20 protein-coding genes are annotated in these 19,200 nt (G+C 69.6%); 8 read left to right on the plus strand and 12 right to left on the minus strand.

All coding sequences use genetic code 11. The features are described 5' to 3' along the window. Nucleotides 1-1,434, minus strand: a complete 1,434-nt coding sequence (locus ACPCJR_RS13595; protein ID WP_391512573.1) for an FAD-linked oxidase C-terminal domain-containing protein — start codon at nucleotides 1,432-1,434, stop codon at nucleotides 1-3. 339 nt (nucleotides 1,435-1,773) lie between these two features. On the opposite strand from ACPCJR_RS13595, the gene ACPCJR_RS13600 reads away from it, so the two are divergent. Beyond that, nucleotides 1,774-2,136, plus strand: a complete 363-nt coding sequence (locus ACPCJR_RS13600; protein WP_110350920.1) for a c-type cytochrome — start codon at nucleotides 1,774-1,776, stop codon at nucleotides 2,134-2,136. A gap of 88 nt (nucleotides 2,137-2,224) precedes the next feature. Here ACPCJR_RS13600 and ACPCJR_RS13605 read toward each other — a convergent pair whose 3' ends face one another. From ACPCJR_RS13605 to ACPCJR_RS13625, 5 genes are all read right to left on the minus strand, one after another. Further along, complete coding sequence (locus tag ACPCJR_RS13605) at nucleotides 2,225-2,707, minus strand: MarR family winged helix-turn-helix transcriptional regulator (protein ID WP_391512574.1); 483 nt, start codon at nucleotides 2,705-2,707, stop codon at nucleotides 2,225-2,227. Between the two features lie 437 nt (nucleotides 2,708-3,144). Then, nucleotides 3,145-4,443: an HlyC/CorC family transporter gene (locus ACPCJR_RS13610; protein WP_110350922.1), complete on the minus strand. Its 1,299-nt coding sequence runs from the start codon at nucleotides 4,441-4,443 to the stop codon at nucleotides 3,145-3,147. 106 nt (nucleotides 4,444-4,549) lie between these two features. Beyond that, the gene (locus tag ACPCJR_RS13615) at nucleotides 4,550-5,152 is read right to left on the minus strand and encodes a DUF1254 domain-containing protein (RefSeq protein WP_391512575.1); all 603 of its coding nucleotides are present in this window, start codon (nucleotides 5,150-5,152) and stop codon (nucleotides 4,550-4,552) included. After that, on the minus strand, nucleotides 5,149-5,850 hold the full coding sequence (locus ACPCJR_RS13620) for a DUF1214 domain-containing protein (protein WP_391512576.1): 702 nt from the start codon (nucleotides 5,848-5,850) through the stop codon (nucleotides 5,149-5,151). Before ACPCJR_RS13620 ends, ACPCJR_RS13615 begins: the two co-directional genes overlap by 4 nt. 10 nt (nucleotides 5,851-5,860) lie before the next feature. After that, the gene (locus tag ACPCJR_RS13625) at nucleotides 5,861-8,167 is read right to left on the minus strand and encodes a transglycosylase domain-containing protein (RefSeq protein WP_391512577.1); all 2,307 of its coding nucleotides are present in this window, start codon (nucleotides 8,165-8,167) and stop codon (nucleotides 5,861-5,863) included. A gap of 351 nt (nucleotides 8,168-8,518) precedes the next feature. On the opposite strand from ACPCJR_RS13625, the gene ACPCJR_RS13630 reads away from it, so the two are divergent. Continuing rightward, a complete protein-coding gene (locus ACPCJR_RS13630) occupies nucleotides 8,519-8,995 on the plus strand; it encodes a YcgN family cysteine cluster protein (RefSeq protein WP_391512578.1) in 477 nt (158 codons plus the stop codon). Between the two features lie 13 nt (nucleotides 8,996-9,008). Here ACPCJR_RS13630 and ACPCJR_RS13635 read toward each other — a convergent pair whose 3' ends face one another. Beyond that, nucleotides 9,009-9,626: a GNAT family N-acetyltransferase gene (locus tag ACPCJR_RS13635; RefSeq protein WP_391512700.1), complete on the minus strand. Its 618-nt coding sequence runs from the start codon at nucleotides 9,624-9,626 to the stop codon at nucleotides 9,009-9,011. A gap of 273 nt (nucleotides 9,627-9,899) precedes the next feature. Here ACPCJR_RS13635 and ACPCJR_RS13640 point away from each other — a divergent pair, with 273 nt between their 5' ends. From ACPCJR_RS13640 to zapE, 4 genes are all read left to right on the plus strand, one after another. Next, entirely contained in the window at nucleotides 9,900-10,451 is a 552-nt protein-coding gene (locus ACPCJR_RS13640; RefSeq protein ID WP_391512579.1) for a TadE/TadG family type IV pilus assembly protein, read from the plus strand. A 152-nt stretch (nucleotides 10,452-10,603) separates the two neighbouring features. Continuing rightward, complete coding sequence (locus ACPCJR_RS13645) at nucleotides 10,604-11,275, plus strand: TadE/TadG family type IV pilus assembly protein (RefSeq protein ID WP_391512580.1); 672 nt, start codon at nucleotides 10,604-10,606, stop codon at nucleotides 11,273-11,275. Then, complete coding sequence (locus ACPCJR_RS13650; protein ID WP_391512581.1) at nucleotides 11,260-12,705, plus strand: pilus assembly protein TadG-related protein; 1,446 nt, start codon at nucleotides 11,260-11,262, stop codon at nucleotides 12,703-12,705. The genes ACPCJR_RS13645 and ACPCJR_RS13650 overlap by 16 nt, the downstream gene beginning before the upstream one ends. Nucleotides 12,706-12,935: 230 nt before the next feature. After that, nucleotides 12,936-14,150, plus strand: a complete 1,215-nt coding sequence (gene zapE / locus ACPCJR_RS13655) for a cell division protein ZapE (RefSeq protein WP_391512582.1) — start codon at nucleotides 12,936-12,938, stop codon at nucleotides 14,148-14,150. A gap of 5 nt (nucleotides 14,151-14,155) precedes the next feature. Here zapE and ACPCJR_RS13660 read toward each other — a convergent pair whose 3' ends face one another. The 4 genes from ACPCJR_RS13660 to ACPCJR_RS13675 form a co-directional block, all read right to left on the minus strand. Beyond that, nucleotides 14,156-14,713 carry a DNA-3-methyladenine glycosylase gene (locus ACPCJR_RS13660; RefSeq protein WP_391512583.1) on the minus strand — a complete coding sequence of 186 codons (558 nt, stop codon included), beginning with the start codon at nucleotides 14,711-14,713 and terminating at the stop codon, nucleotides 14,156-14,158. Between the two features lie 21 nt (nucleotides 14,714-14,734). Next, nucleotides 14,735-15,406 (minus strand): ribonuclease HI, encoded by a 672-nt coding sequence (rnhA, locus tag ACPCJR_RS13665; protein ID WP_391512584.1) that lies wholly within the window; start codon nucleotides 15,404-15,406, stop codon nucleotides 14,735-14,737. A 148-nt stretch (nucleotides 15,407-15,554) separates the two neighbouring features. Then, nucleotides 15,555-16,361, minus strand: a complete 807-nt coding sequence (locus ACPCJR_RS13670) for a hypothetical protein (RefSeq protein WP_391512585.1) — start codon at nucleotides 16,359-16,361, stop codon at nucleotides 15,555-15,557. Beyond that, entirely contained in the window at nucleotides 16,358-16,588 is a 231-nt protein-coding gene (locus tag ACPCJR_RS13675) for a hypothetical protein (RefSeq protein ID WP_391512586.1), read from the minus strand. The genes ACPCJR_RS13670 and ACPCJR_RS13675 overlap by 4 nt, the downstream gene beginning before the upstream one ends. A gap of 489 nt (nucleotides 16,589-17,077) precedes the next feature. Between ACPCJR_RS13675 and ACPCJR_RS13680 the strand changes: the two genes are divergently transcribed. Continuing rightward, on the plus strand, nucleotides 17,078-17,380 hold the full coding sequence (locus ACPCJR_RS13680; protein ID WP_391512587.1) for a hypothetical protein: 303 nt from the start codon (nucleotides 17,078-17,080) through the stop codon (nucleotides 17,378-17,380). 101 nt (nucleotides 17,381-17,481) lie between these two features. Next, the gene (gene gshB / locus ACPCJR_RS13685) at nucleotides 17,482-18,450 is read left to right on the plus strand and encodes a glutathione synthase (RefSeq protein ID WP_391512588.1); all 969 of its coding nucleotides are present in this window, start codon (nucleotides 17,482-17,484) and stop codon (nucleotides 18,448-18,450) included. A gap of 224 nt (nucleotides 18,451-18,674) precedes the next feature. Here gshB and ACPCJR_RS13690 read toward each other — a convergent pair whose 3' ends face one another. Continuing rightward, nucleotides 18,675-18,833: a hypothetical protein gene (locus tag ACPCJR_RS13690; RefSeq protein ID WP_391512589.1), complete on the minus strand. Its 159-nt coding sequence runs from the start codon at nucleotides 18,831-18,833 to the stop codon at nucleotides 18,675-18,677. Nucleotides 18,834-19,200 lie beyond the last annotated feature (367 nt).

Consider the following 19,200-nt stretch of genomic DNA (forward strand, 5'->3'; position numbering starts at 1 on the left):
TTACGCGGCGACTCGGCCTTCGAGGGGAAACACCTTGGCCGGGTTCATCAGCCAGGCGGGGTCGAACACGTTGCGCACGCGCATCTGCTGCTCCAGATCCTCCTGCGCGTACTGGAAGCGCATCAGCTCGCGCTTCTCGATGCCGACGCCGTGCTCGCCCGTGAGACAACCGCCGACCTCGACGCAGAGCTTGAGGATCGCGTCGCCCGCCGCCTCCGCCTTCTGCAGCTCGCCGGGCGTGTTGATGTCGAACAGGATCAGCGGGTGGAGGTTGCCGTCGCCGGCATGGAACACGTTGGCGACGCGAAGCCCCTGCTCGGCGCAGATCGCCTCGATGCGCTCCAGCACGTGGCCGAGCTGGCCCGTCGGGATCGTGCCGTCCATGCAGATGTAGTCGGAGATGCGCCCCGTGGCGCCGAAGGCGGATTTGCGGCCCTTCCAGATCGCGGCGGATTCGGCCTCGGACTTCGAGACGCGGATGCTGGTCGGGTTGAAGCGCGCGGCGATGGCTTCGATGCGGGCCAGCATGTCCGCGCATTCCTCGTCCGAACCCTCGACCTCGATGATGAGCATCGCCGCCGCGTCGCGCGGATAGCCGGCCTTGGCGAAGTCGTCGGTGATGAGGATCGCCTCGCGGTCCATGTACTCGATGGCGACCGGGATGATGCCCGCCGCGATGATCGCCGCGGTGCAGGCGCCGGCATCCTCCACCGAGGAGAAGCCGACGAGCGCCGGCCGCGCGCCCTCGGCCGCGCGAAGAATGCGCACGGTGGCCTCGGTGACGATGCCGAGCTGCCCTTCCGAGCCGCAGATCAGCCCGAGCAGATCGTAGCCGGGCGCATCGAGGTGCTCGCCGCCGAGTTCGACCACGGTGCCGTCGTTGGTCACGAGCGTGACGCCCATGAGGTTGTTCGTCGTCACGCCGTATTTCAGGCAGTGCGCCCCGCCCGAATTCATGGCGATGTTGCCGGCGATGGTGCAGGCGAGCTGGCTCGACGGGTCGGGAGCGTAGAAGAAGCCCTCGTGGGCCACCGCGCCCGAGATCGCGAGATTGGTGATGCCGGCCTCGATCCGGGCCGTGCGGTTGGAAAAATCGAGATCGAGGATGCGCGTCATCTTGCCCACTCCGAGGATGATCGCATCCTCCTGGGCGATGGCGCCGCCGGCGAGCGAGGTGCCCGCGCCGCGCGCCACCACCGGCACGCCGTTGGCGTGGCAGAAGGCCATCACCGCCGAGACCTCCTGCGTCGTGGAGGGCAGCACCACGGCGAGCGGCATCTTGCGGTAGGCCGTCAGCCCATCGGTCTCGAAGGCGCGGCGCTCGTCCTCCGTCGTCACCAGCGCCTCCGGCGCCACCAGCGCGGACAGCCCCTCGATGATCGCCTCGCGGCGGGCGACGACGCCGGCATTCGGGGCGGGGAAGGCTATCGACATGGCCGGCATCTCCTCCAGAGGCGCCGCCTTGGGGGCGGCTTCGCAACCTTGTCGCCCGTACAGGGCGGCGCCGTCCCGGCCGTGCAAGCAGAGCCTTCAGCCCCGCTTCAGCCGCCGCGCCGCAGGCTCGGACGGACGATGCAAGCCGCGACTCTAGCCGAAAGCGCTCGGGGACGCACGGTCGTTCCCACCGAGCCATGCAGCCACCGACGGGAGCCGCAGCGTCTTGGTCGGAGCAACCTCGACTGGACGCCGGGCGGGCGAAGTCTATATCTGTTCTAAGGCAAAAAGCTTTGCCATAAGCAAGGCGGCTACGGCCGACCCAAGGAGGAAAACAACATGCGTCACCTCATCCTCGGCGCCGCGTTCGCGCTGCTGCTGCCTGTCGCCGCCCACGCCGAGGGCGATGCCGCCGCCGGCGAGAAGGCCTTCGCGCCCTGCAAGGCCTGTCACAATTTCGAGAAGAACGGCGTCGGCCCGACCCTGAAGGGTGTGGTCGGCATGAAGGCCGGCGAGGGTGCCGACGGCTACGCCTTCTCCGACGCGCTGAAGAAGTCCGGCATCACCTGGGACGAGGCCAACCTCAAGGAGTGGCTCATCGACCCGAAGAAGAAGGTGCCCGGCACCAAGATGGTCTTCCCCGGCATCAAGGACGAGAAGAAGGTCAACGACATCATCGCCTACCTCAAGACCAAGTCCTGAGGCATCGCGTCCGTCCGTCAAAAAAATGAAAGCCGCCCCTCGGGGCGGCTTTTCTCGTCTCGGGGCCTTACTTTGGAACGAGGCGCCGTCAGCAGGGCGGGTCGACCGGCACTCCGACGCTGCCCGCGCGGGCATGCAACTCGTCGCGCATCGAGGCGAGATTCTCGAGCAGCCCGCGCCGCTCCTCCAGGGTCATCCCGGTCATGCCGCCCACCGTCAGCGGCAGGCAATCCATCTTGCCCCTGAGCCCGCGCCCCTTGTCGGTGAGGAAGATGCTGACCTGCCGCTCGTCCGGCCGGTCGCGGGCGCGGCGGACATGGCCCGACGCCTCCAGACGCTTGAGCAGCGGCGTGAGGGTCCCCGAATCGAGAAAGAGCCGGCTTCCGATCTCCTTGACCGAAAGGCCCTCCTCTTCCCAGAGCACAAGCAGCACGAGATATTGCGGGTAGGTCAGCTCGTGATGGGCCAGCAGGCTGCGATAGGCGCGGCCGAAGGCATGCGCCGCAGCGTAGACGGCAAAGCAGAGCTGGTTGTCCAGGGATTGCGGGTCATCGCGGCCCGGTCGACTCATGGCACTCTTCCTCGGTGCGCACACGGCGCACTGGCGTTTGCGGCCCGGCGCACGAACCCGGGCCCTTCGGACAGGAGGCGGCAAGCCGCCTTCACGAATCGTTCGGACGCCCGCGCGCCCACTGCACCCTCTCGAAGAAGACCCTGCTCGGCAAAGCAACCGGTCCGTGCGGCTCCCCGCCTTCGCGTGACAGGCGTCACGATCGGCGGCGGCCGCGCGGCGGAAACCTTGCGGCGGACCTAAGACGCGGACCGTAAAGAAAAATCGTGGCGCGTACAATCGAACCACGCGCATGGCTTTCGCCTTCATCCGCATGAAGAGCGTTAATTTTTTTCGCTTGGCGCCTCGCGCAGCGATGGGCGCCCACCCGCATGCGGCGATGCGGCCGCCCCGGCCATCGACCGCACGTGACGGCCGCCCCCCCCGGGACGGTGCGCTTACGCGTCCTCGTGCCGCGCGGCGGGGGGTGGTGCCAGCGGCGTGATGCGCAGCGTCGTGATCCGGTTCTTGGCCTTGCGCAGCACCTGGAAGCGGAAGCCGTGGAAGTTGAAGGCCGTACCCGCATCGGGGATGGCCCGGGCCTCGTGGATGACGAGGCCGGCCACCGTCGTCGCCTCGGCGTCGGGCAGGCTCCAGTCCATCGCTCGGTTGAGATCGCGGATCGGCACGCTCCCGTCCGCGTGGACCGAGCCGTCGGCCTGCGGGCGCACGCCGGAGACGGTGACGTCGTGCTCGTCGGCGATGTCGCCGACGATCTCCTCCAGGATGTCCTCCAGGGTCACGAGGCCCATCACCTCGCCGTACTCGTCGACGACGAGGGCGAAGTGGGTCTTGCGCGCCAGGAAGGCCTTGAGCTGGTCGCGCAGGGTCGTGGTGCCGGGCACGAACCACGTCTCGAGCGCCAGGGATTCGACCTGGAGCGAACCGGCATCGCCCCCGGCGGCGGCGAGCGCGCGCAGGAGATCCTTGGCGTGGAGCACGCCGACGATGTTCTCCTGGCCGTCGCGCCAGAGCGGCATGCGGGTATAGGGCGAGGCCAGCACCTCGCGCACGATCTCCTCCGAGGGCAGGCGCGCGTCGATGGTGCGCATCTTGGTGCGGTGGACCATCACCGCCGAGACCGTGAGCTCGTTGAGATCGAGCAGGCCGCCCAGCATGTCGCGGTCGGATTTCTCGACCCCGCCCTCCCGGTGCAGCAGGGCGACCTGGCCGCGGATCTCCTCCCGGGGCGTCAGGATCGAGCGGCCCGCATCGATCGACAGCCCGAGCGGGCGCAGCACGGCGCGCACCAGCGCCTCCACCGCGAGCGCCGGGCGCCCCAGCAGTCCGACGGCGAAGGCGACGGGCCGGGCGGAGGCCAGGGCGATCCGGTCGGGATTGTTGATGGACAGGGTCTTGGGCAGCACCTGCGCGAAGACGATGACGAGCACCGAGGTCGCGAGGGTGGCGTAGAGCACGCCCTCCCGGCCGAACAGGCTGGTGAGCACGGCCGCGGTGAAGGCGGAGGCGCCGATGGCCACGACGTTGTAGCCGATCAGCATGGCGCCGATGAAGCGCTCCCGGTCGCCGAGGATGCGGTTGACGATCGCCGCCCGGCGGCTGCCGCCGGTCTCCAGGGAGAGCATCCGCGCCCGCGAGGCGGCGGTAAAGGCGGTCTCGGCCCCGGCGAAGAAGGCGGACAGCACCAGCGAGATCAGGACGATGCCCGCCGCGAGCCAGAGTTCGGTGAATTCCATGGACGGTCGGGACGATCTCGGGACGCCGGGTCGAGCGGGGCTCCCGCCATGATGCGGCGCCCGGCCTCCCGGGTCCATACGATGCTTCGGTCAGCTCTTGCCGTGGTCAGCTCTTGCCGTCGCCCTCGCCGGTCGGCTCCGCCGGGCTGTCGATGGTGCAGGAGACCGCCTGCACGGCCGCATCCGCCATGGCGCGCTCGCTCGGCAACGCGGCGATCACGCGGACCACGGCGAATCCCCGGCGGGCGGGAGCGATGATGCGCACGTCGCGGGTGACCTCGCCGGCCACGTCGTTGGCGAGCGCCTCGTCGAACTGGGCGCGGGTCATCACCACGAGATCGAGGCCGCCGCGCACCGCCGCCTGATCGGTCACCGCGTAGAAGGCGCCCCGCTGGGTATGCATGGAGACCGAGAGCATCAGCGATCCGGTCTGGGCCGAGACGCGCATCGGGCCGTCGTCGAGATCGTAGGAGCAGACGCCGACCGAGACCGACGGGTCGGGATTGGGCAGCCAATCGCCGCCCGCGGCGGCCTCGCCGGGCGCGAGCCCGTGGATGCGCAGGGGGTGGTCGAGCGTCTCGCTCGCCCGCGCCCGGGTGAAGGCGTCCCCTTCCGCGAATCGCGGGATCGCCAGCACCGTGGCGATGTGGACGGCCCCCGCGATGACGAGGCCGCAGGCGGTGGCGAGAAGGAAGGCGCTGCGGCTCACGAGCGGCACTCCACGCGCTCGATCGCGGGCAGGCTGTCCCGGTCCAGCGAGCCGACGCTCGCCGCCACCGGCGTGTCGTAGAGGCGCAGCGCCAGCCGCACCGGCCCGCGCGGGCGCGGCATCGGCAGCCAGTTGCCCGGCTGGACCTCGGGACTGAGGCTGATGGCGAAGCGCCCGTCCGTCTCGCGCAGGATCTCGGTCGAGGTGTAGCCCGTCCGCACGGGTTCCTGCCCCGGCTCCGGCCGGCCGCGGCCGGTGACGGTCAGCGTCCAGGCACGCGCCGGCGGCGTGACCCCAGCGAGCCGATAGGTGCAGCGGGCATCGAGCGTCCGGCCGGTATCGTCGCTGGCCGCCGTCAGCAGCATGCCCTCGCCGACCGCGAGCGGGACATCGCCGCGCCGGGCGTTGACGGCGCGGGCATAGGGGTCGGAATCGAGCGAGCCGGCCCGCGGCCAGGCGGTCCAGCTTCCGATGCCCGTGCCGCCGAAGGGATAGCCGCCGCTGGTGGCATAGTCGGCGGTGGCCAGACCGAGCAGGCCGCCCAGGCTCAGCGCGTAGACGAACAACCCTACCCGCGAGGTGCGCCGCGCGGCCCCCTGGGCGAAGCGCCGCAGCCGCGCCGCACCGTTCCGTCCCCCCGTGGACGGGCCGCGCGGGGACGTGCCGGCCGCCGGGCCGATCTCGCTCGAGGACGCCATGGACGCTGCCTCAGGGCGTCCCGAAGCCGCCGGAGGCGCGCGCGCCCTCGGCGACGTCGACGGGGGCGATGCCGGGAGCCCGCATCCTGTCCGGGCTGAGCGCGCCGGAGCGGGCGGGCTCCGGCTTGCCGGGTTCGTTCTTGCCGGGCTCGGTTTTGCCGGGCTCGATCTTGGCGGCCGAGCGGCTCGACTCGACCGTGCGGAACAGGCCGTTGAGGCTCGACAGCACCTCGAAGGAGCGGCGCGAGAGCTTGCCCGCCGTGCTCGCCGCCGCGTTGTCGGCCTGGGCCTGGACGACCTGCGCACCGCGGTTGCGCTCGTTGAGGCCGGGCATCGGCTTCAGCTCGATGCCCTGGTGGGCGGGCGCCATGATCTCGTGCCACGTCATCGCGGGGAGCGAACCGCCGGTCATCTTGTTGGTCGGGCTGTGGTCGTCGTTGCCGTACCAGACGGCGCCGACATAATTGCCGGTGTAGCCGACGAACCACGCGTCGCGGTAGCCGTTGGTGGTGCCGGTCTTGCCCGCGACCTTCACGCCCTCGATCTGGGCTTTGCGCGCGGTGCCCTCCTCGACGACCTTGTTCAGCATGTAGTTCATGTCCGCGGTCACCTGGGACGAGAGCACCTGCACCGGCTTCTCGTCGGCGTGGCGGTAGATCACCTCGCCGCTGGAATTGCGCACCTCGGTGGCGGCGTAGGGCTTGGCGACCTTTCCGCCGTTGGCGAACACGGCAAAGCCCGCCGCCTGATCCATCACCGTCACCTCGGTGGCGCCGATGGGCAGCGACGGCGTGTCGGTCAGCGGCGTCGTCACGCCCATGGCCTTGGCGAGTTGGATCACCTTGGCCCGACCCGCCTTGGCCGCGTTCCACTCGTGGGTGATCCCCAGCCCCTTGCCGATGGCGGTGGTGATCTTGATCGGGATCGTGTTGACCGATTTGGCCACCGCGAGCCAGAGCGGCTGGCGGCCGGAATAGGAGCGGCCGTAATTCTGCGGGCACCAGTTGCCGACGCAGACCGGCGAATCCACCACCGCCGTATCCGGCTTGTAGAGGCCCGAGGCAAGTGCTGCGGCGTAGACGTAGGGCTTGAACGACGAGCCCGGCTGGCGCAGGGCGTCGGTGGCGCGGTTGAACTGGCTCTCGCCGTAATCGGCGCCGCCGACCATGGCGCGCAGCGCCCCATCGGGATCGAGGATGACCACGCCCGCCTCGTCCACGTCGTACTGGTCTCCCAGGCGCCGCAGCATGTTCTCGACCGCCTGATCGGCCGATCTCTGGATCGAGAGGTCGAGCGGCGTCTTGACGGTGAGCACGCGGTCGCTGCGCAGCTTGCCCGCGTCGGCCATCCGCTTCACCTCGCCGAAGGCCCAGTCGAGGTAGTAGTCGGCGGTGATGTCCTTGGTGCGGGTGACCGGTGTGGCCGGGTTGCGCAGGGCCGTCTGGATCTGGCCTTCCGTGACGAAGCCCGCCTCGACCATGTTGTGCAGCACGTCCACGGCCCGGCCGCGGGCGGCGGGCAGGTTGACGTTGGGCGAGTACTTGGTCGGCGCCTTGAACAGGCCCGCCAGCATCGCGGCTTCCGCCAGCGTGATGTCCTGCAGCCGCTTGCCGAAGTAATAGTCCGCCGCCGCCACCGCGCCGAAGGTGCCGCCGCCCATGTAGGCGCGGTCGAGATAGAGCTTGAGGATCTGGTTCTTGGTGAGATGGGTCTCGAGCCAGAAGGCCAGGAACGCCTCGTTGACCTTGCGCTCCAGCGAGCGCTCGTTCGTCAGGAACAGGTTCTTGGCGAGCTGCTGGGTGATGGTCGAGCCGCCCTGCATGTTGCCCTTGCCCGACGAGTTCGAGACCAGGGCGCGGGCGGTGCCGATCGGGTCGATGCCCCAGTGCTCGTAGAAGCGCCGGTCCTCGGTCGAGAGCAGCGCCTTGATCATCAGTTCGGGAAAGTCGTCGAACTTGAGCGAGTCGTCGTGCTTGATGCCGCGCCGCCCGACCTCGGTGCCGTAGCGGTCGAGGAAGGTGACGGCCAGATCCTGGGCCTTGAGCCAGTTGTCGCTGGTGAGGTTGAAGGCGGGCTGGGCCAGGAACAGCAGCACCATCGCCCCGGCGGTGCCGAGGGTGACGCCCTCGCTGGTGAGATCGAGCGCGACGCGCTTCCAACCGCGGACGGAGAACACCTGCATCCGTGCTTGGAAGCGCTCATAGGCCTCCGTGGTGGAGTGGCCGCCCTCGTAGAGGGTCGCGTTCACCCAGGCGTCGAAAGCCAGCGCCGCGCGGCTGATCCGTGTCGTCAGCGACTTGAGGCTGGGCAGGCGCACGGCGTTTTCCGGTTTCTCTTCACGTCGTCCGGGTCGGCTTGGGGCCGGGATCCTGACGCGGCGTCCCGATACGTTCTGTATCAGGACACGCGCCGGCCCGCGAGCTTTCGCTTCCGTTAAGGAACGCGAGGAGCGGGCCGCCGTCCCGGCAGAGCCGGCCCGATGTCAGGTTAACCTTAAGGCGACAGGATTGCCGAACGATCTGGGCGCGTGGATGGCGGATGGCCGCGCTTGCCTCCGGAATCGTCATGCGTCAGGAGGGGCGGCCCGTCCCGAAACGGCACGATCCGCCGCGCGCCCGTCGCCGGCCGGACCCTCCCCGGTGGAATCGAAGAGAGCGAGGCGCCCGACATGGCCGACGACACGGCCGATCGCAGCCCACGGCCGTTCTGGCGTGCCAAGAGCCTGGAGGCGATGACCCCGACCGAGTGGGAGAGCCTGTGCGACGGCTGCGGGCGCTGCTGCCTGCTGAAGCTCGAGGACGACGACACCGGCGCGATCCACCACACCGATGTCGGCTGCACCCTGCTCGACACCCATGCCTGCCGCTGCCGCGACTACCGCAACCGCGCCAAGCGGGTGCCGGACTGCGTGCGCCTGACGCCGGAGGCGGTGCGCACGATCCCCTGGTTGCCGCCCACCTGCGCCTACCGCCTCGTGCGCGAGGGCCGCGACCTGCCCGACTGGCACCCGCTGAAGACCGGGCGCCGGGCCAGCGTCCACGAGGCGGGGATCTCGGTGCGCGGGCGGGTCGCCGGCAACGAGGAAGAGTTCTCCGACGAGGAGCTGATCGACCGGATCGTGGCGTGGCCGGACGAGGCGGCCTGAGCGGGCCGGCGCGTCAGGCTGCCCGCTGAAACGGCGGCGGGGAACAGGCCGCCGCCGCGAGGCCGAAATCGAGGCAGTCCTCGATCCCCTCCCGCCAGAGCGAGAGCGGCGTCGCCCGTGCGAGGCGGATCGCCCCCTCGCTCTCGCCGGCTTCCACGCGCAGCTCCGCCCCGAGGCGCGCCGCGAGCCGCCGCATCGGCGCGTTGTGGGGAAGGCAGTGAAGCCGGAGCGCGGCGATGCCGCGGTTGCGGGCCGCCTCGCCCAGGCGCCGCAGCAGCAGAGATCCGAACCCTGCCCGGCGAAAACCCCGCTCGACCACGAGGGCGACCTCGGCGCTCCGCTGCGTCCCGCTCGCCCTCGCGCCGAGGGGACGCAATTCGCCCAGCGCCCGCAGGCTGCCATCGACGTAGACGCCGAACATCGTGCCGCGCGCGACCATGGCGCGCTCGGCATAGGATTCCGCCATCCGGTCGCTCACCGCCGATCGGAAGCGGCGCGCGCGGGTCTCGGCATCGAGTCGCAGGAAGAAGGCCCTCACGGCCGGCCCGTCGCTCGGCCAGAGCCGGCGGCAACTCACCGCCCGCGGCGCCGAGGGGATGGGAGAGGACGGAGGGGAGACCGAAGGGGGCATCGACACGCGAACGCTTCCGCTTGTTCCTGAATGCAACCGCCCGCGCTGCCTCCCTCGTCGAACGCGGACCCGATGCATCTGGTCAGAGCCGGATCCTGTTGCAATGCAACAAATTGTCCGGCCGGACCGTCGCGGCCCCGTGCGGGCCGCAAACGGCCGAGCGAGAGCCGCGCGGGGGCGTGCCTCGGCGGTCCGCGACGGTTGGGACGCGTTAACGCACTTCCACCTATCAAATTATAAGTTCCTTAAACTCCCCGCCGATAGACTGATCTCATGCGGCGCACGTCGAAATATATCCGAGACGAACGGGGAGCGACGACAGTCGAGTTCGCACTGGTCGGCCTCGCCTTCATCGCGACGATCCTCTTCGTGATGGCCGTTGCTGTCGTGTTGTATCTCAATCAAGCGCTCGACAATGCGACAGCGAGCGCCTCGCGCCAGATCCTGACCGGCAAGGCGCAATCGCAATCGACTCCGGCGACTCTCGCGACGTTCAGGGAGAGCCTCTGCACCTTTCTGCCGGCCGTGCTCACCTGCAACAACGTGATCATCAACCTCTACGTCGTCCCGAAGGCGCGCGGGCCCGGAGGCTACTACACCTTCGTCAAAGCCGACATGAGCGGTCTGGCGCTGCCCAAGCTCGACGCCGCCTCCGGCCAGTTCAAGCTCGGCAATCGCGGCGATTATCAGTACCTGCAGGTCATCTACCCGATCACCTTCCTGCCGCCCGTCGTGGCATCCTGGCTCGGCGGCGGCACGACCTATGACGGCAAGCCGGCCTTCGTCGCGGTCTCGGGCGCGGCCTTCCGCAACGAGCGGTTCTGACGATGGCCGGTCGCACCCCCCCGCCCGGTCCCGGCACGCGAATCGACAGCAGCCGGAAAGCCCGCCGCGGCGACCGCCGGCACACGGCGTTCCGTGTCCCCGCGACCGGCCTCGCCTCTCGCGCGACGACGTTCCTCGGGGCGGACGGGGGATTGGCCGCTATCGAGTTCGCGGTGGGCCTGCCCGTCCTGCTGCTGATCCTGCTCGGCGGCAGCCAGCTCACCCTCTACGTCGATGCGAGCCGCAAGGTCGACCTCATCGCCCAGTCGATCAGCCAGATGCTCTCGCAGGCGATGCCCCCGACCAACAAGTCGGTCGCGCTCGTCGATGCGGGCGACCTGCATTTCAGCTTCGACGCGACGCTCGTGCTGTTTCCCTACCTGCTTCAGGACTCCGTCCGTCGCAGCGTCCCGTGGTACGCGAACATCTCGATCAACTACGCCAGCATCGAGTTCACACCGAAATCCACATCCTGCGCCGACAGCCTCGACATGAGCGCCTGCTACACTGCCAAGGTGGTGTGGACGAGCACGGGCACCGCGCAGCCGCCGGAGGGGCCCAACTTCCGGCCCTGCGGCATCGATCAGGAGCCGGCCGACAACACCGCGCCGCCCAACCGCGCCACCCTTCCGCGCTCGGTGTACGGCCCGACTTCGCTGATCGTGGTCGACGTGGTCTTCACCTTCCGGCCGACCTTCGGCAGCCGCATCGTCTCGCCGGTGCGGCTCGCGCGCTCGGCCTACATGCAGCCGCGCTACGCCTCGCTCGTGAATTACGACACGACCAACGACACTGGGATCGCCACGAAATGCCCCGGCTATTGACCTGCGCGGGCCGGCTCAAGAGCCGGGCCAGAGCCCTCGCGGGCGATCAGGGCGGCGCCATCAATGTCCTGCTCACGCTCTCCATCGTTCCGATCGTGGGCCTGACCGGCCTCGGCGTCGATTACGGCTTGGCGGTCGCCGGCAAGACGCGGTTGGACCGGGCGGCCGACGCGGCCGCCATGGCGGCCGTCGTCACGGCGAAGAGCTACTTCGCCGACCATGCGGGGCAGAGCAACGTGGTCGAGGCGGCGCTCAGCGCCGGCCGGAACCAGGCGACGCGGGCCTTCACCGTCAATGCCGGCTCGATGCCGCTCACGCAGATCACCCTGTCCCCGCCGCAGGTGCAGCGGGACGGCCAGACCCTCACCTCGACGGTGACCTACACGGCGACGGTCCAGAACACGTTCGGACGGATCTTCCGCTCACCGACCACGACGATCAGCAACACCGTCACGGCGTCCGCGGACCTGGCGAGCTACCTCGACTTCTACCTGATGGTCGATGTCTCGGGCTCCATGGGGCTTCCCACGACGGCCGCCGGCATGAAGTCCCTTGCCGATAAGAATACAGACCTGTCCTGGGATTACCGCCAGGGCTGCCAGTTCGCCTGTCATTTCCCGAACAATATCGGTTGGGACCTGGCGGCGGGAAAGATCCAGCTTCGATCGGACGCCGTGAACAACGCCGTCTGCGAGCTTCTGAAGCGGGCCTCGACGCCGCTCGTCCCGAAGCAATACAGAATCGGCATATACCCTTTCATCAACCGCCTCGCGACGCTGGCCCCGCTCGCCGAGAGCGATACCGCTCTCGAGAGCCTCAAGACCTCCGCCGAGTGCAACAAGACGTGGCCGCTTGCCTTCACGAAGCTGCTCGATACCGGCGTCACGCAACTCTACACCAACAACGATCCGAAGACCGGCACGGGCAGCGGCGGAACCCACTTCGAAAAGGCCATGCCGCAGATGAAGGACACCATCAAGTCCTACGGAAACGGGGCCACCGCGGACAAGTCCAAACCGTTCGTGTTTCTCATCACGGACGGAATGCAGAACGGACAGAACTTCTCGCTCAATAAAGATGCAAAGACGTTCACCGGCGCTCCATCGAAGTTCCCGGGCTACGGCGCCTCCGATTGGGATGGCTCGAAGCCGTCACAAATCGATCCTGAGAACTGCTCTGAGTTGAAAAAAGCCGGGGCAACCATTTCGATCCTGTACATTCCCTATATCAAGATCGATTTCATCGACAGGGGCGGCGAGGTCGCCAGAGAGAACAAGGTCGTCAACGGTTTCAGCCCGACGCTGGCCGACCCGCTGCGGAAATGCGCCACGGAGGGCCTGTTCTTTACGGCCAATACGCCGGCCGACATCACGGCCTCGTTGAGCGCGATGTTCGACCAAGCCCTGCGGGTGGCCCGCCTGACCCGGTAGGCGGTGCGGACCCGGAGCGGCCTTTCCATCGATTACGACCCGGATCGGCCGAGCGGCATCCCGCCCGCCGCGGCGGTCCCGCTTCGGATCGGCAGGGATGTTCGTGAGGTTGTCCCCTGCCGGCTTGATCGCGGTGAAGCGGCGCGGCAGAGCGACGGCGTCAACCTTTGGCCTCCTCCGCGGGTTCGCTCATCGGAGGAGCCCTCACCTCACGCGAACGATCGGCCGGGATGCCCGACAGCCAAGCCCCCTCCGACCATGCCCGCGCCGGCGCGGTCTCCCCCGGCCCGGTGCGCGAGCGCTACGACGCCCTGGTGGCCTCGGGCGCGATCGAGCGGGATCCGGCCCAGGTCCGCCTCGTCCAGGCCCTCGACCGGCTGGTGCAGAACCTGGAGCGCCGCCGCCGGGCGAGGAAGGGCAGCGCGCTGGGCTGGCTGTTCGGCCGCAAGGACGACGATGCCGGTCCGCCCAAGGGACTCTACGTCTGGGGATCGGTGGGCCGCGGCAAGACCATGCTGATGGACCTGTTCCACGAGGCCGCGCCCGGGCGTAAGCGCCGCGTCCACTTCCACGGCTTCCTCGCCGACGCGCACGAGCGCATCCACGCCCACCGGCAGGCGCTCAAGCGCGGCGAGGCGAAGGGCGACGATCCGATCCCGCCGGTCGCGGACGCGCTGGCGGCGGAGGCCACGCTGCTGTGCTTCGACGAGTTCACGGTGACCGACATCGCCGACGCGATGATCCTCGGGCGCCTGTTCGGAGCCCTGTTCCAGCGCGGCGTGACCGTGGTGGCGACCTCGAACGTCGAGCCCGACCGGCTCTACGAGGGCGGTCTCAACCGCGCCCTGTTCCTGCCCTTCGTGGCGGAGCTGAAGGGGCGGGTCGAGGTTCTGCGCCTCGATTCCCGCACGGATTTCCGCCTGGAGAAGCTCGGCGGCAGCTCCGTCTACCACGTGCCGGCGGACGCGGCCGCCGAGAGCGCGCTGGATGCCGCCTTCAAGGCGCTCACGGGCAAGGCGAAGGGCACGCCGACGACGGTGCGGGTGAAGGGCCGCGCGGTGCCCGTGCCGGAGGAGGCGGGCGGGGTCGCCCGCTTCCGCTTCGACGACCTCTGCCGCCAGCCGCTCGGCGCGGGCGACTACATGGCGCTCGCCGACGCCTACCATACGCTGATCGTCTCCGGCATTCCGGTGATGGGCGAGGCGGAGCGCAACGAGGCCAAGCGCTTCATCACGCTGATCGACACGCTCTACGACGCGCACGTCAAGCTCGTCGCCTCCGCGGAAGCCGAGCCGACCGACCTCTACCGGGCGGAGCAGGGCCGCGAGGCCTTCGAGTTCGATCGCACCGCCTCCCGCCTGATCGAGATGCGCTCGGAAGACTATCTCGGCACGCCCCACGGCCGCGCCGCCTCGGAATCGAGTGCCGGTCTGGCGGAGACCTGACGGCCCTACGGCGTCCGCCGCGGCAGCGGCCGGCTGAGATAGGGCGAGCCGGGCACGAGGAAGCGCCAGGGCGCCTCGACCCCGCGGCTGATGCCGATGCGGGTCGTGGCGGCCACGGTCACCGGCTCCTCCGGCTCGGCCCAGGCGAAGGGCGGCCGGTCCAAGGGCAGGCCGTCATGCGAGAGGTCGATGCCGAGCGCCTGGGCGAGCCGGCCCGGCCCGGCGCAGAGGAGGCGCGGCGCGTCGAGGCCGCGGCGGGCGCGCATCGTCTCCAGCCCCGCGCTCGGGGCGAGCGCGCGCAGGAGCACGGCGCTGCCCGTCTCGCAGACGAGGTTGAGGCACCAGTGCAGGCCGTAGGAGCGGTAGACGTAGGCGCGGCCCGGCGGTCCGAACATGCTGGCATTGCGCCGGGTCGGTCCGTTGAAGCTGTGGGAGGCCGGGTCGGTGCGGTCGTAGGCCTCGGTCTCGACGAGGGTGCCGCCGATGCCAGCCACCAGCAGCCTGCGGCCGATCAGCTCGGCCGCGACCGTCGCGGCGGGGCGATCGAAGAAGGCCGGGTCCACGGGCCGCTCCCTCCCCTCGCGTCAGGACGCCTTGCGCTGCAGGTCGGCGCGGACGCGGGCGATGCCGGGCGGCTTCAGTTCGAGGGCGAGCCGCACCGCGTCCTCCAGATAGGCCTGAGGCGACATCCCGGCCCGGCCCGCCGCCCGGGCGAGCGCCGTGGCGAGATCGGCACGCAGAGCCACCTGCACGGTTTCGGGCGTCTGCGCCGGCGCGGGGGCCGCAACCGGCGCGGGCGGACGATCGGGCGACGGCGGCACCGGCAGGCCCAGGGCCTCCCGGCGGCCCAGGGTCGCGAGCCGGTCGGCCCGCTCGTTGCCGGCCTCGCCCGAATGGCCCCGCACCCAGGTCCAGCGCACGTCGCGGGCGCTGGCGAGCGCGTCGAGCCGCTGCATCAGGTCGATGTTCTTCACCGGCCCTGTGGCGGTGCGCCAGCCGCGCGCCTTCCAGCCGCGCATCCACTCGGTGACGGATTTGACCACGTACTGGCTGTCGCAGCGCATCTCGATCTGCGCGCCTTCCGGGAAATGCTCCAGCGCCCGGATCGCGGCGGTCAGCTCCATGCGGTTGTTGGTGGTGGCCCGCTCGCCGCCATGCAGCTCGATCGTGCCGGCAGGGTCCTGGATCACCGCACCCCAGCCACCGGGGCCGGGATTGGGATCGCATCCGCCATCCGCGTAGACGATGGTTCGCATCGTTTCTGTCTGCTCTCGAACTCGGGTCAGGCCGAACGGGGCGAGCCTAGAGCCGCGCCCGACCACGCTGGATCGAGGTGCCGCTCTAGGCCATTGTTATATCGCGCTCTTTTTCGCCGAACCGGCATCCGCTTCGGCGGCGAGCGCTCTAGTACTTGACCACGACCGGTCCGGCCAGCACCGCTTGGGCGGGCGGCTCCGTCAATCCGCAGCGCGCGGCGGCATCGGCCGCCAGCAGCGGGTCGAGCAGCACCTTCCGGCCTTCGAGGAAGGTGATCGCCTGCTCGGCCGGGGCGGCCTCGCGGCCGGGCATCTCGACCAGGAAATGTTCGAGGGCGTAGCGGTAGCGGGCGATGCGCAGGCCCGCCTCCAGCCGCACCCAGGCGACGAGGCAACGGTTCTCCGCCACCCGCATCGCCGCCTGCCGCACGTCCCAGTCGTCGAGGCTCCTGGCGAAGGGCAGCGCGCGCAGGCGCACGCCGTCCGCCTCGAACACCCGCTGCGCCAGCGCGGCGAAGGGCGGGATCAGACGGCCGTCGGCGGTCGCGTCGTCCGAGAGCCGGCGGTAGCGCGAGACGGGCGAGCGGAACGGCTCGGAGATCAATCCTGCGTGATAGGCCGGGATGTCGTCGGTGCGCCAGCGCGGCGGCAGCACCCGGGCGCGGGTGAGGTTGGCGAGGGCATCCTGGAAGGCGGCGCGGCCGTCGGCCGGCATCAGGAAGCGCCACGCGCGGTCGCGCAGGGTCGCCTCGTCGTCCGTGAGCGGGGAGAACGAGGCCGGGGTCTCGCGGTTGCGGGCGGCCAGCGTGCCCGTGGTCTCGATCAGGCCGTTCCAGGCGCTGCGGGCCGGGCGGCCGAAATCGCCCTCCTGCGCGCAGGAGACCAGCAGCAGCGGAGCGAGCAGGGGACCGAACCGGCGAAGCGGCGCGAAGGCCGATCCGGCGCGGCGCGTCACGAGCGGCGGCGCTGCGGAACCGGCGCGGCGTCCGCGTCCGGCAGCCTCTCGTAGCGCACCCCGGTGAAGAGCAGCACCTGGCCGCGCGGGGCATCGTCCTCGTCCCGGCGGAAGCGGCGTGCACCGCTTCCGACGAAGGGCACGACCGAGCCTGCGGCCTGACGGTCCCGCTGGGCCGGCGTGGGTCGTTTGATCGGCGGCGTCGGGTTCGTGTGTGAAGGCGTCATGGCGCTGTTCCGTCGATGCTTCTGGCGGCCGCCCCCCGACCCGCCGCATGTCCCGACGAAGGTCCGAAGCGGGTCTCGACCAAGGGGCGGGACGCGCCCACCCGGCCGAGCGATTGAGGCCAAGCTCAGCACAACGTGGTTAACGGAACATTTCGAGGCGCCTTCCGCTGGCGTCCCGATCGAACCGGCGCGGCATGGCGGCCACACCGCAGAGCCTCGCGGAGGAGAGTTCGGCGGGGGCTGCGGCATAGTCCTTGCGAAGCCGCACGGGCCCATGGCGGGCGTTTCCTCCCTTGACTTCCAAGCCCCGCGCGCACCTCGCCGCGGGGCCTTTTTTCGGCATGCCGGTCGCACGCGGCCATCGTCGTGCGGCGCGGTGCCCCGGCCCGTCCTCGCAACCGCGATGCGGCCGTGCTGCGCTTGCTAACGCGGGGGGATGCCCGATATGCGGGGCCAGCCCAACTTGGATCGAGCGAAGGACAAGGCAGGATGCGTCCGGACTTCTCACGACTTGGCAGCCCGATGCGCGGACGGATCGCGGCCCTGAAACTCGCCCCCTTCGCTCTGCTTCTCCTGGCCGTTCCGGCTCAGGCTCAGCGGGAGGATCAGGGCCTGCAGCTCGGCTGCGCCAACGACTTCTTCCGCCTCTGCGCCGGCGTCGATCCCAGCCGGGAGGCGGATGCCGAGAACTGCATGAACCGCAACCGTGCCCGCCTCTCGCCGGAATGCCGGGCCGCCATCGGCGATTACGACCGTCGCACCGGCGGTTCGCAGCCCCGCGGCCAGCGCTGAGGCCGCAGCGCCGACCAGAGCCTCTTTAAGAGCGCCGAAAGGCCGGCCGGGCGACAGGCTCCGCCGGCCCCGAGGCGGGTACCGACAGATCGGGGACGAGCATGGCGTTGACCGTCGCGGTTCAGATGGACCCGATCCAGTCGATCCGCATCGCGGGCGACACCACCTTCGGCCTGATGCTGGAAGCGCAGGCGCGGGGGCACCGCCTCTATACCTACACGCCCGACCGGCTCTCGATGCAGGGGCGGCTCGTGACCGCCTACGCCGCCCCGGTGACGGTGCAGGATGTCGAGGGCGCGCACGCGACCCTGCAGGCACCCGAGCGCATCGATCTGGGCCAAGTGGACGTGGTGCTGATGCGCCAGGATCCGCCCTTCGACATGGCCTACGTCACGGCCACCCACATGCTGGAGAAGGTCGCCGGGCGCGCCCTGGTCGTCAACGATCCGGCCGAGGTGCGCAACGCGCCCGAGAAGCTCTTCGTCCTCGACTTCTCCGAACTGATGCCGCCGACCCTGATCTCCCGCGACCGGGCGGAGATCGAGGCGTTCCGGGCCGAGCACGGCACCGTCGTGATGAAGCCGCTGCACGGGCATGGCGGCGCGGCGGTGTTCCGGGTCTCGGAGGACGACCCGAATTTCGGCTCCATGTTCGACCTGTTCGCCGCCACCTTTCGCGAGCAGTGGGTGGTGCAGCGCTTCCTCGAGAAGATCACCGAGGGCGACAAGCGCATCATCCTCGTGGACGGCGAGGCCATGGGCGCGATCAACCGCGTGCCGGCCAAGGGCGACATCCGCTCCAACATGGTGCGCGGCGGCGCGGCGGGCGCCTCCGACCTGACCGAGCGCGAGCGCGAAATCTGCGCGACCATCGGCCCGGAGTTGAAGCGGCGCGGCCTGATCCTCGTCGGGATCGACGTGATCGACGGGCATCTCACCGAGATCAACGTGACCTCGCCCACCGGCATCCGCACCATCAAGCGGCTCGGCGGACCCGATCTCTCGGTTGCGGTCTGGGACGCGATCGAGGCGCGGGTCGCCGCCCGCCGCGGCGCCGGCTCCGCTGCCTAGAACATCGTGCCGGATATCGTATCCGGCACGATGGTCTCGTCTCTTGTTTCGCATCGTCCTTTGCCGAAAGCCGGCGGCCACCTTTTCTTGTTTCGCATCGTCCTTTGCCGAAAGCCGGCGGCCACCTTTCGGGACGATGCTCCAGCGGGTCGCAGCACCCGGCTACGGACCACCTCCGCGCGCCAACGGCTTTCGGGCCGGATCGGCTGGCCCGGAACGCAGCGTCAGCGGAAGACCGGCAGGCCGAGACCGATCAGCACAAGGCCGAGGATCAGCAGGGCGCCGGCCAGGGTCTCGGCCCCGGCGGCACGCTCTCCGAACCGGCCCGCCCGGGCCGCCAGAGCGACGCCGCCGGCAAGACAAGCAACGCTGGCGACGACCATCACCAACGGCTCCGCCGACACGCGGCACCGTTCACGCAGTAGCGACGGCTCCATTCGCACATTTCAACGGGATCTTTTCGAACGTCCGGCATCGTCACGAAGGTTGCATCGTACGAATGTCTTCGCCGTGTGCTGCAGAGATCGCCCGAGCGACATTGAAAGAAGGCGAAATGTTCGATCATCGGCCCGGGCCTATCACGCCACAAATTCCAAAATCAATTACTGAAAGCAGTTTTAGGCCCACTCGTTCCGAGAACACTGAGCAGAACTCGAAATAGCTCACAATAAATTGTGACCCGTGAGCATTGTTCTGTATTTAAAGTTGCAAATGGTCACATCACATTGGTGATGATCGCGCCGTCCGCTC

This window comes from Methylobacterium sp. NPDC097929 (genome assembly GCF_049543375.1).
In the GTDB taxonomy this organism is placed as follows: Bacteria; Pseudomonadota; Alphaproteobacteria; order Rhizobiales; family Beijerinckiaceae; genus Methylobacterium.

Excerpts from the sequence above, each read along its gene's own strand:
- ACPCJR_RS13595 (WP_391512573.1), bottom strand. The coding sequence starts at position 1,434 with ATGTCGATAGCCTTCCCCGCCCCGAATGCCGGCGTCGTCGCCCGCCGC.
- ACPCJR_RS13600 (WP_110350920.1), top strand. The coding sequence starts at position 1,774 with ATGCGTCACCTCATCCTCGGCGCCGCGTTCGCGCTGCTGCTGCCTGTC.
- ACPCJR_RS13605 (WP_391512574.1), bottom strand. The coding sequence starts at position 2,707 with ATGAGTCGACCGGGCCGCGATGACCCGCAATCCCTGGACAACCAGCTC.
- ACPCJR_RS13610 (WP_110350922.1), bottom strand. The coding sequence starts at position 4,443 with ATGGAATTCACCGAACTCTGGCTCGCGGCGGGCATCGTCCTGATCTCG.
- ACPCJR_RS13620 (WP_391512576.1), bottom strand. The coding sequence starts at position 5,850 with ATGGCGTCCTCGAGCGAGATCGGCCCGGCGGCCGGCACGTCCCCGCGC.
- ACPCJR_RS13630 (WP_391512578.1), top strand. The coding sequence starts at position 8,519 with ATGGCCGACGACACGGCCGATCGCAGCCCACGGCCGTTCTGGCGTGCC.
- ACPCJR_RS13635 (WP_391512700.1), bottom strand. The coding sequence starts at position 9,626 with ATGCCCCCTTCGGTCTCCCCTCCGTCCTCTCCCATCCCCTCGGCGCCG.
- ACPCJR_RS13640 (WP_391512579.1), top strand. The coding sequence starts at position 9,900 with ATGCGGCGCACGTCGAAATATATCCGAGACGAACGGGGAGCGACGACA.
- ACPCJR_RS13650 (WP_391512581.1), top strand. The coding sequence starts at position 11,260 with ATGCCCCGGCTATTGACCTGCGCGGGCCGGCTCAAGAGCCGGGCCAGA.
- zapE (WP_391512582.1), top strand. The coding sequence starts at position 12,936 with ATGCCCGACAGCCAAGCCCCCTCCGACCATGCCCGCGCCGGCGCGGTC.
- rnhA (WP_391512584.1), bottom strand. The coding sequence starts at position 15,406 with ATGCGAACCATCGTCTACGCGGATGGCGGATGCGATCCCAATCCCGGC.
- ACPCJR_RS13675 (WP_391512586.1), bottom strand. The coding sequence starts at position 16,588 with ATGACGCCTTCACACACGAACCCGACGCCGCCGATCAAACGACCCACG.
- ACPCJR_RS13680 (WP_391512587.1), top strand. The coding sequence starts at position 17,078 with ATGCGTCCGGACTTCTCACGACTTGGCAGCCCGATGCGCGGACGGATC.
- gshB (WP_391512588.1), top strand. The coding sequence starts at position 17,482 with ATGGCGTTGACCGTCGCGGTTCAGATGGACCCGATCCAGTCGATCCGC.
- ACPCJR_RS13690 (WP_391512589.1), bottom strand. The coding sequence starts at position 18,833 with ATGGTCGTCGCCAGCGTTGCTTGTCTTGCCGGCGGCGTCGCTCTGGCG.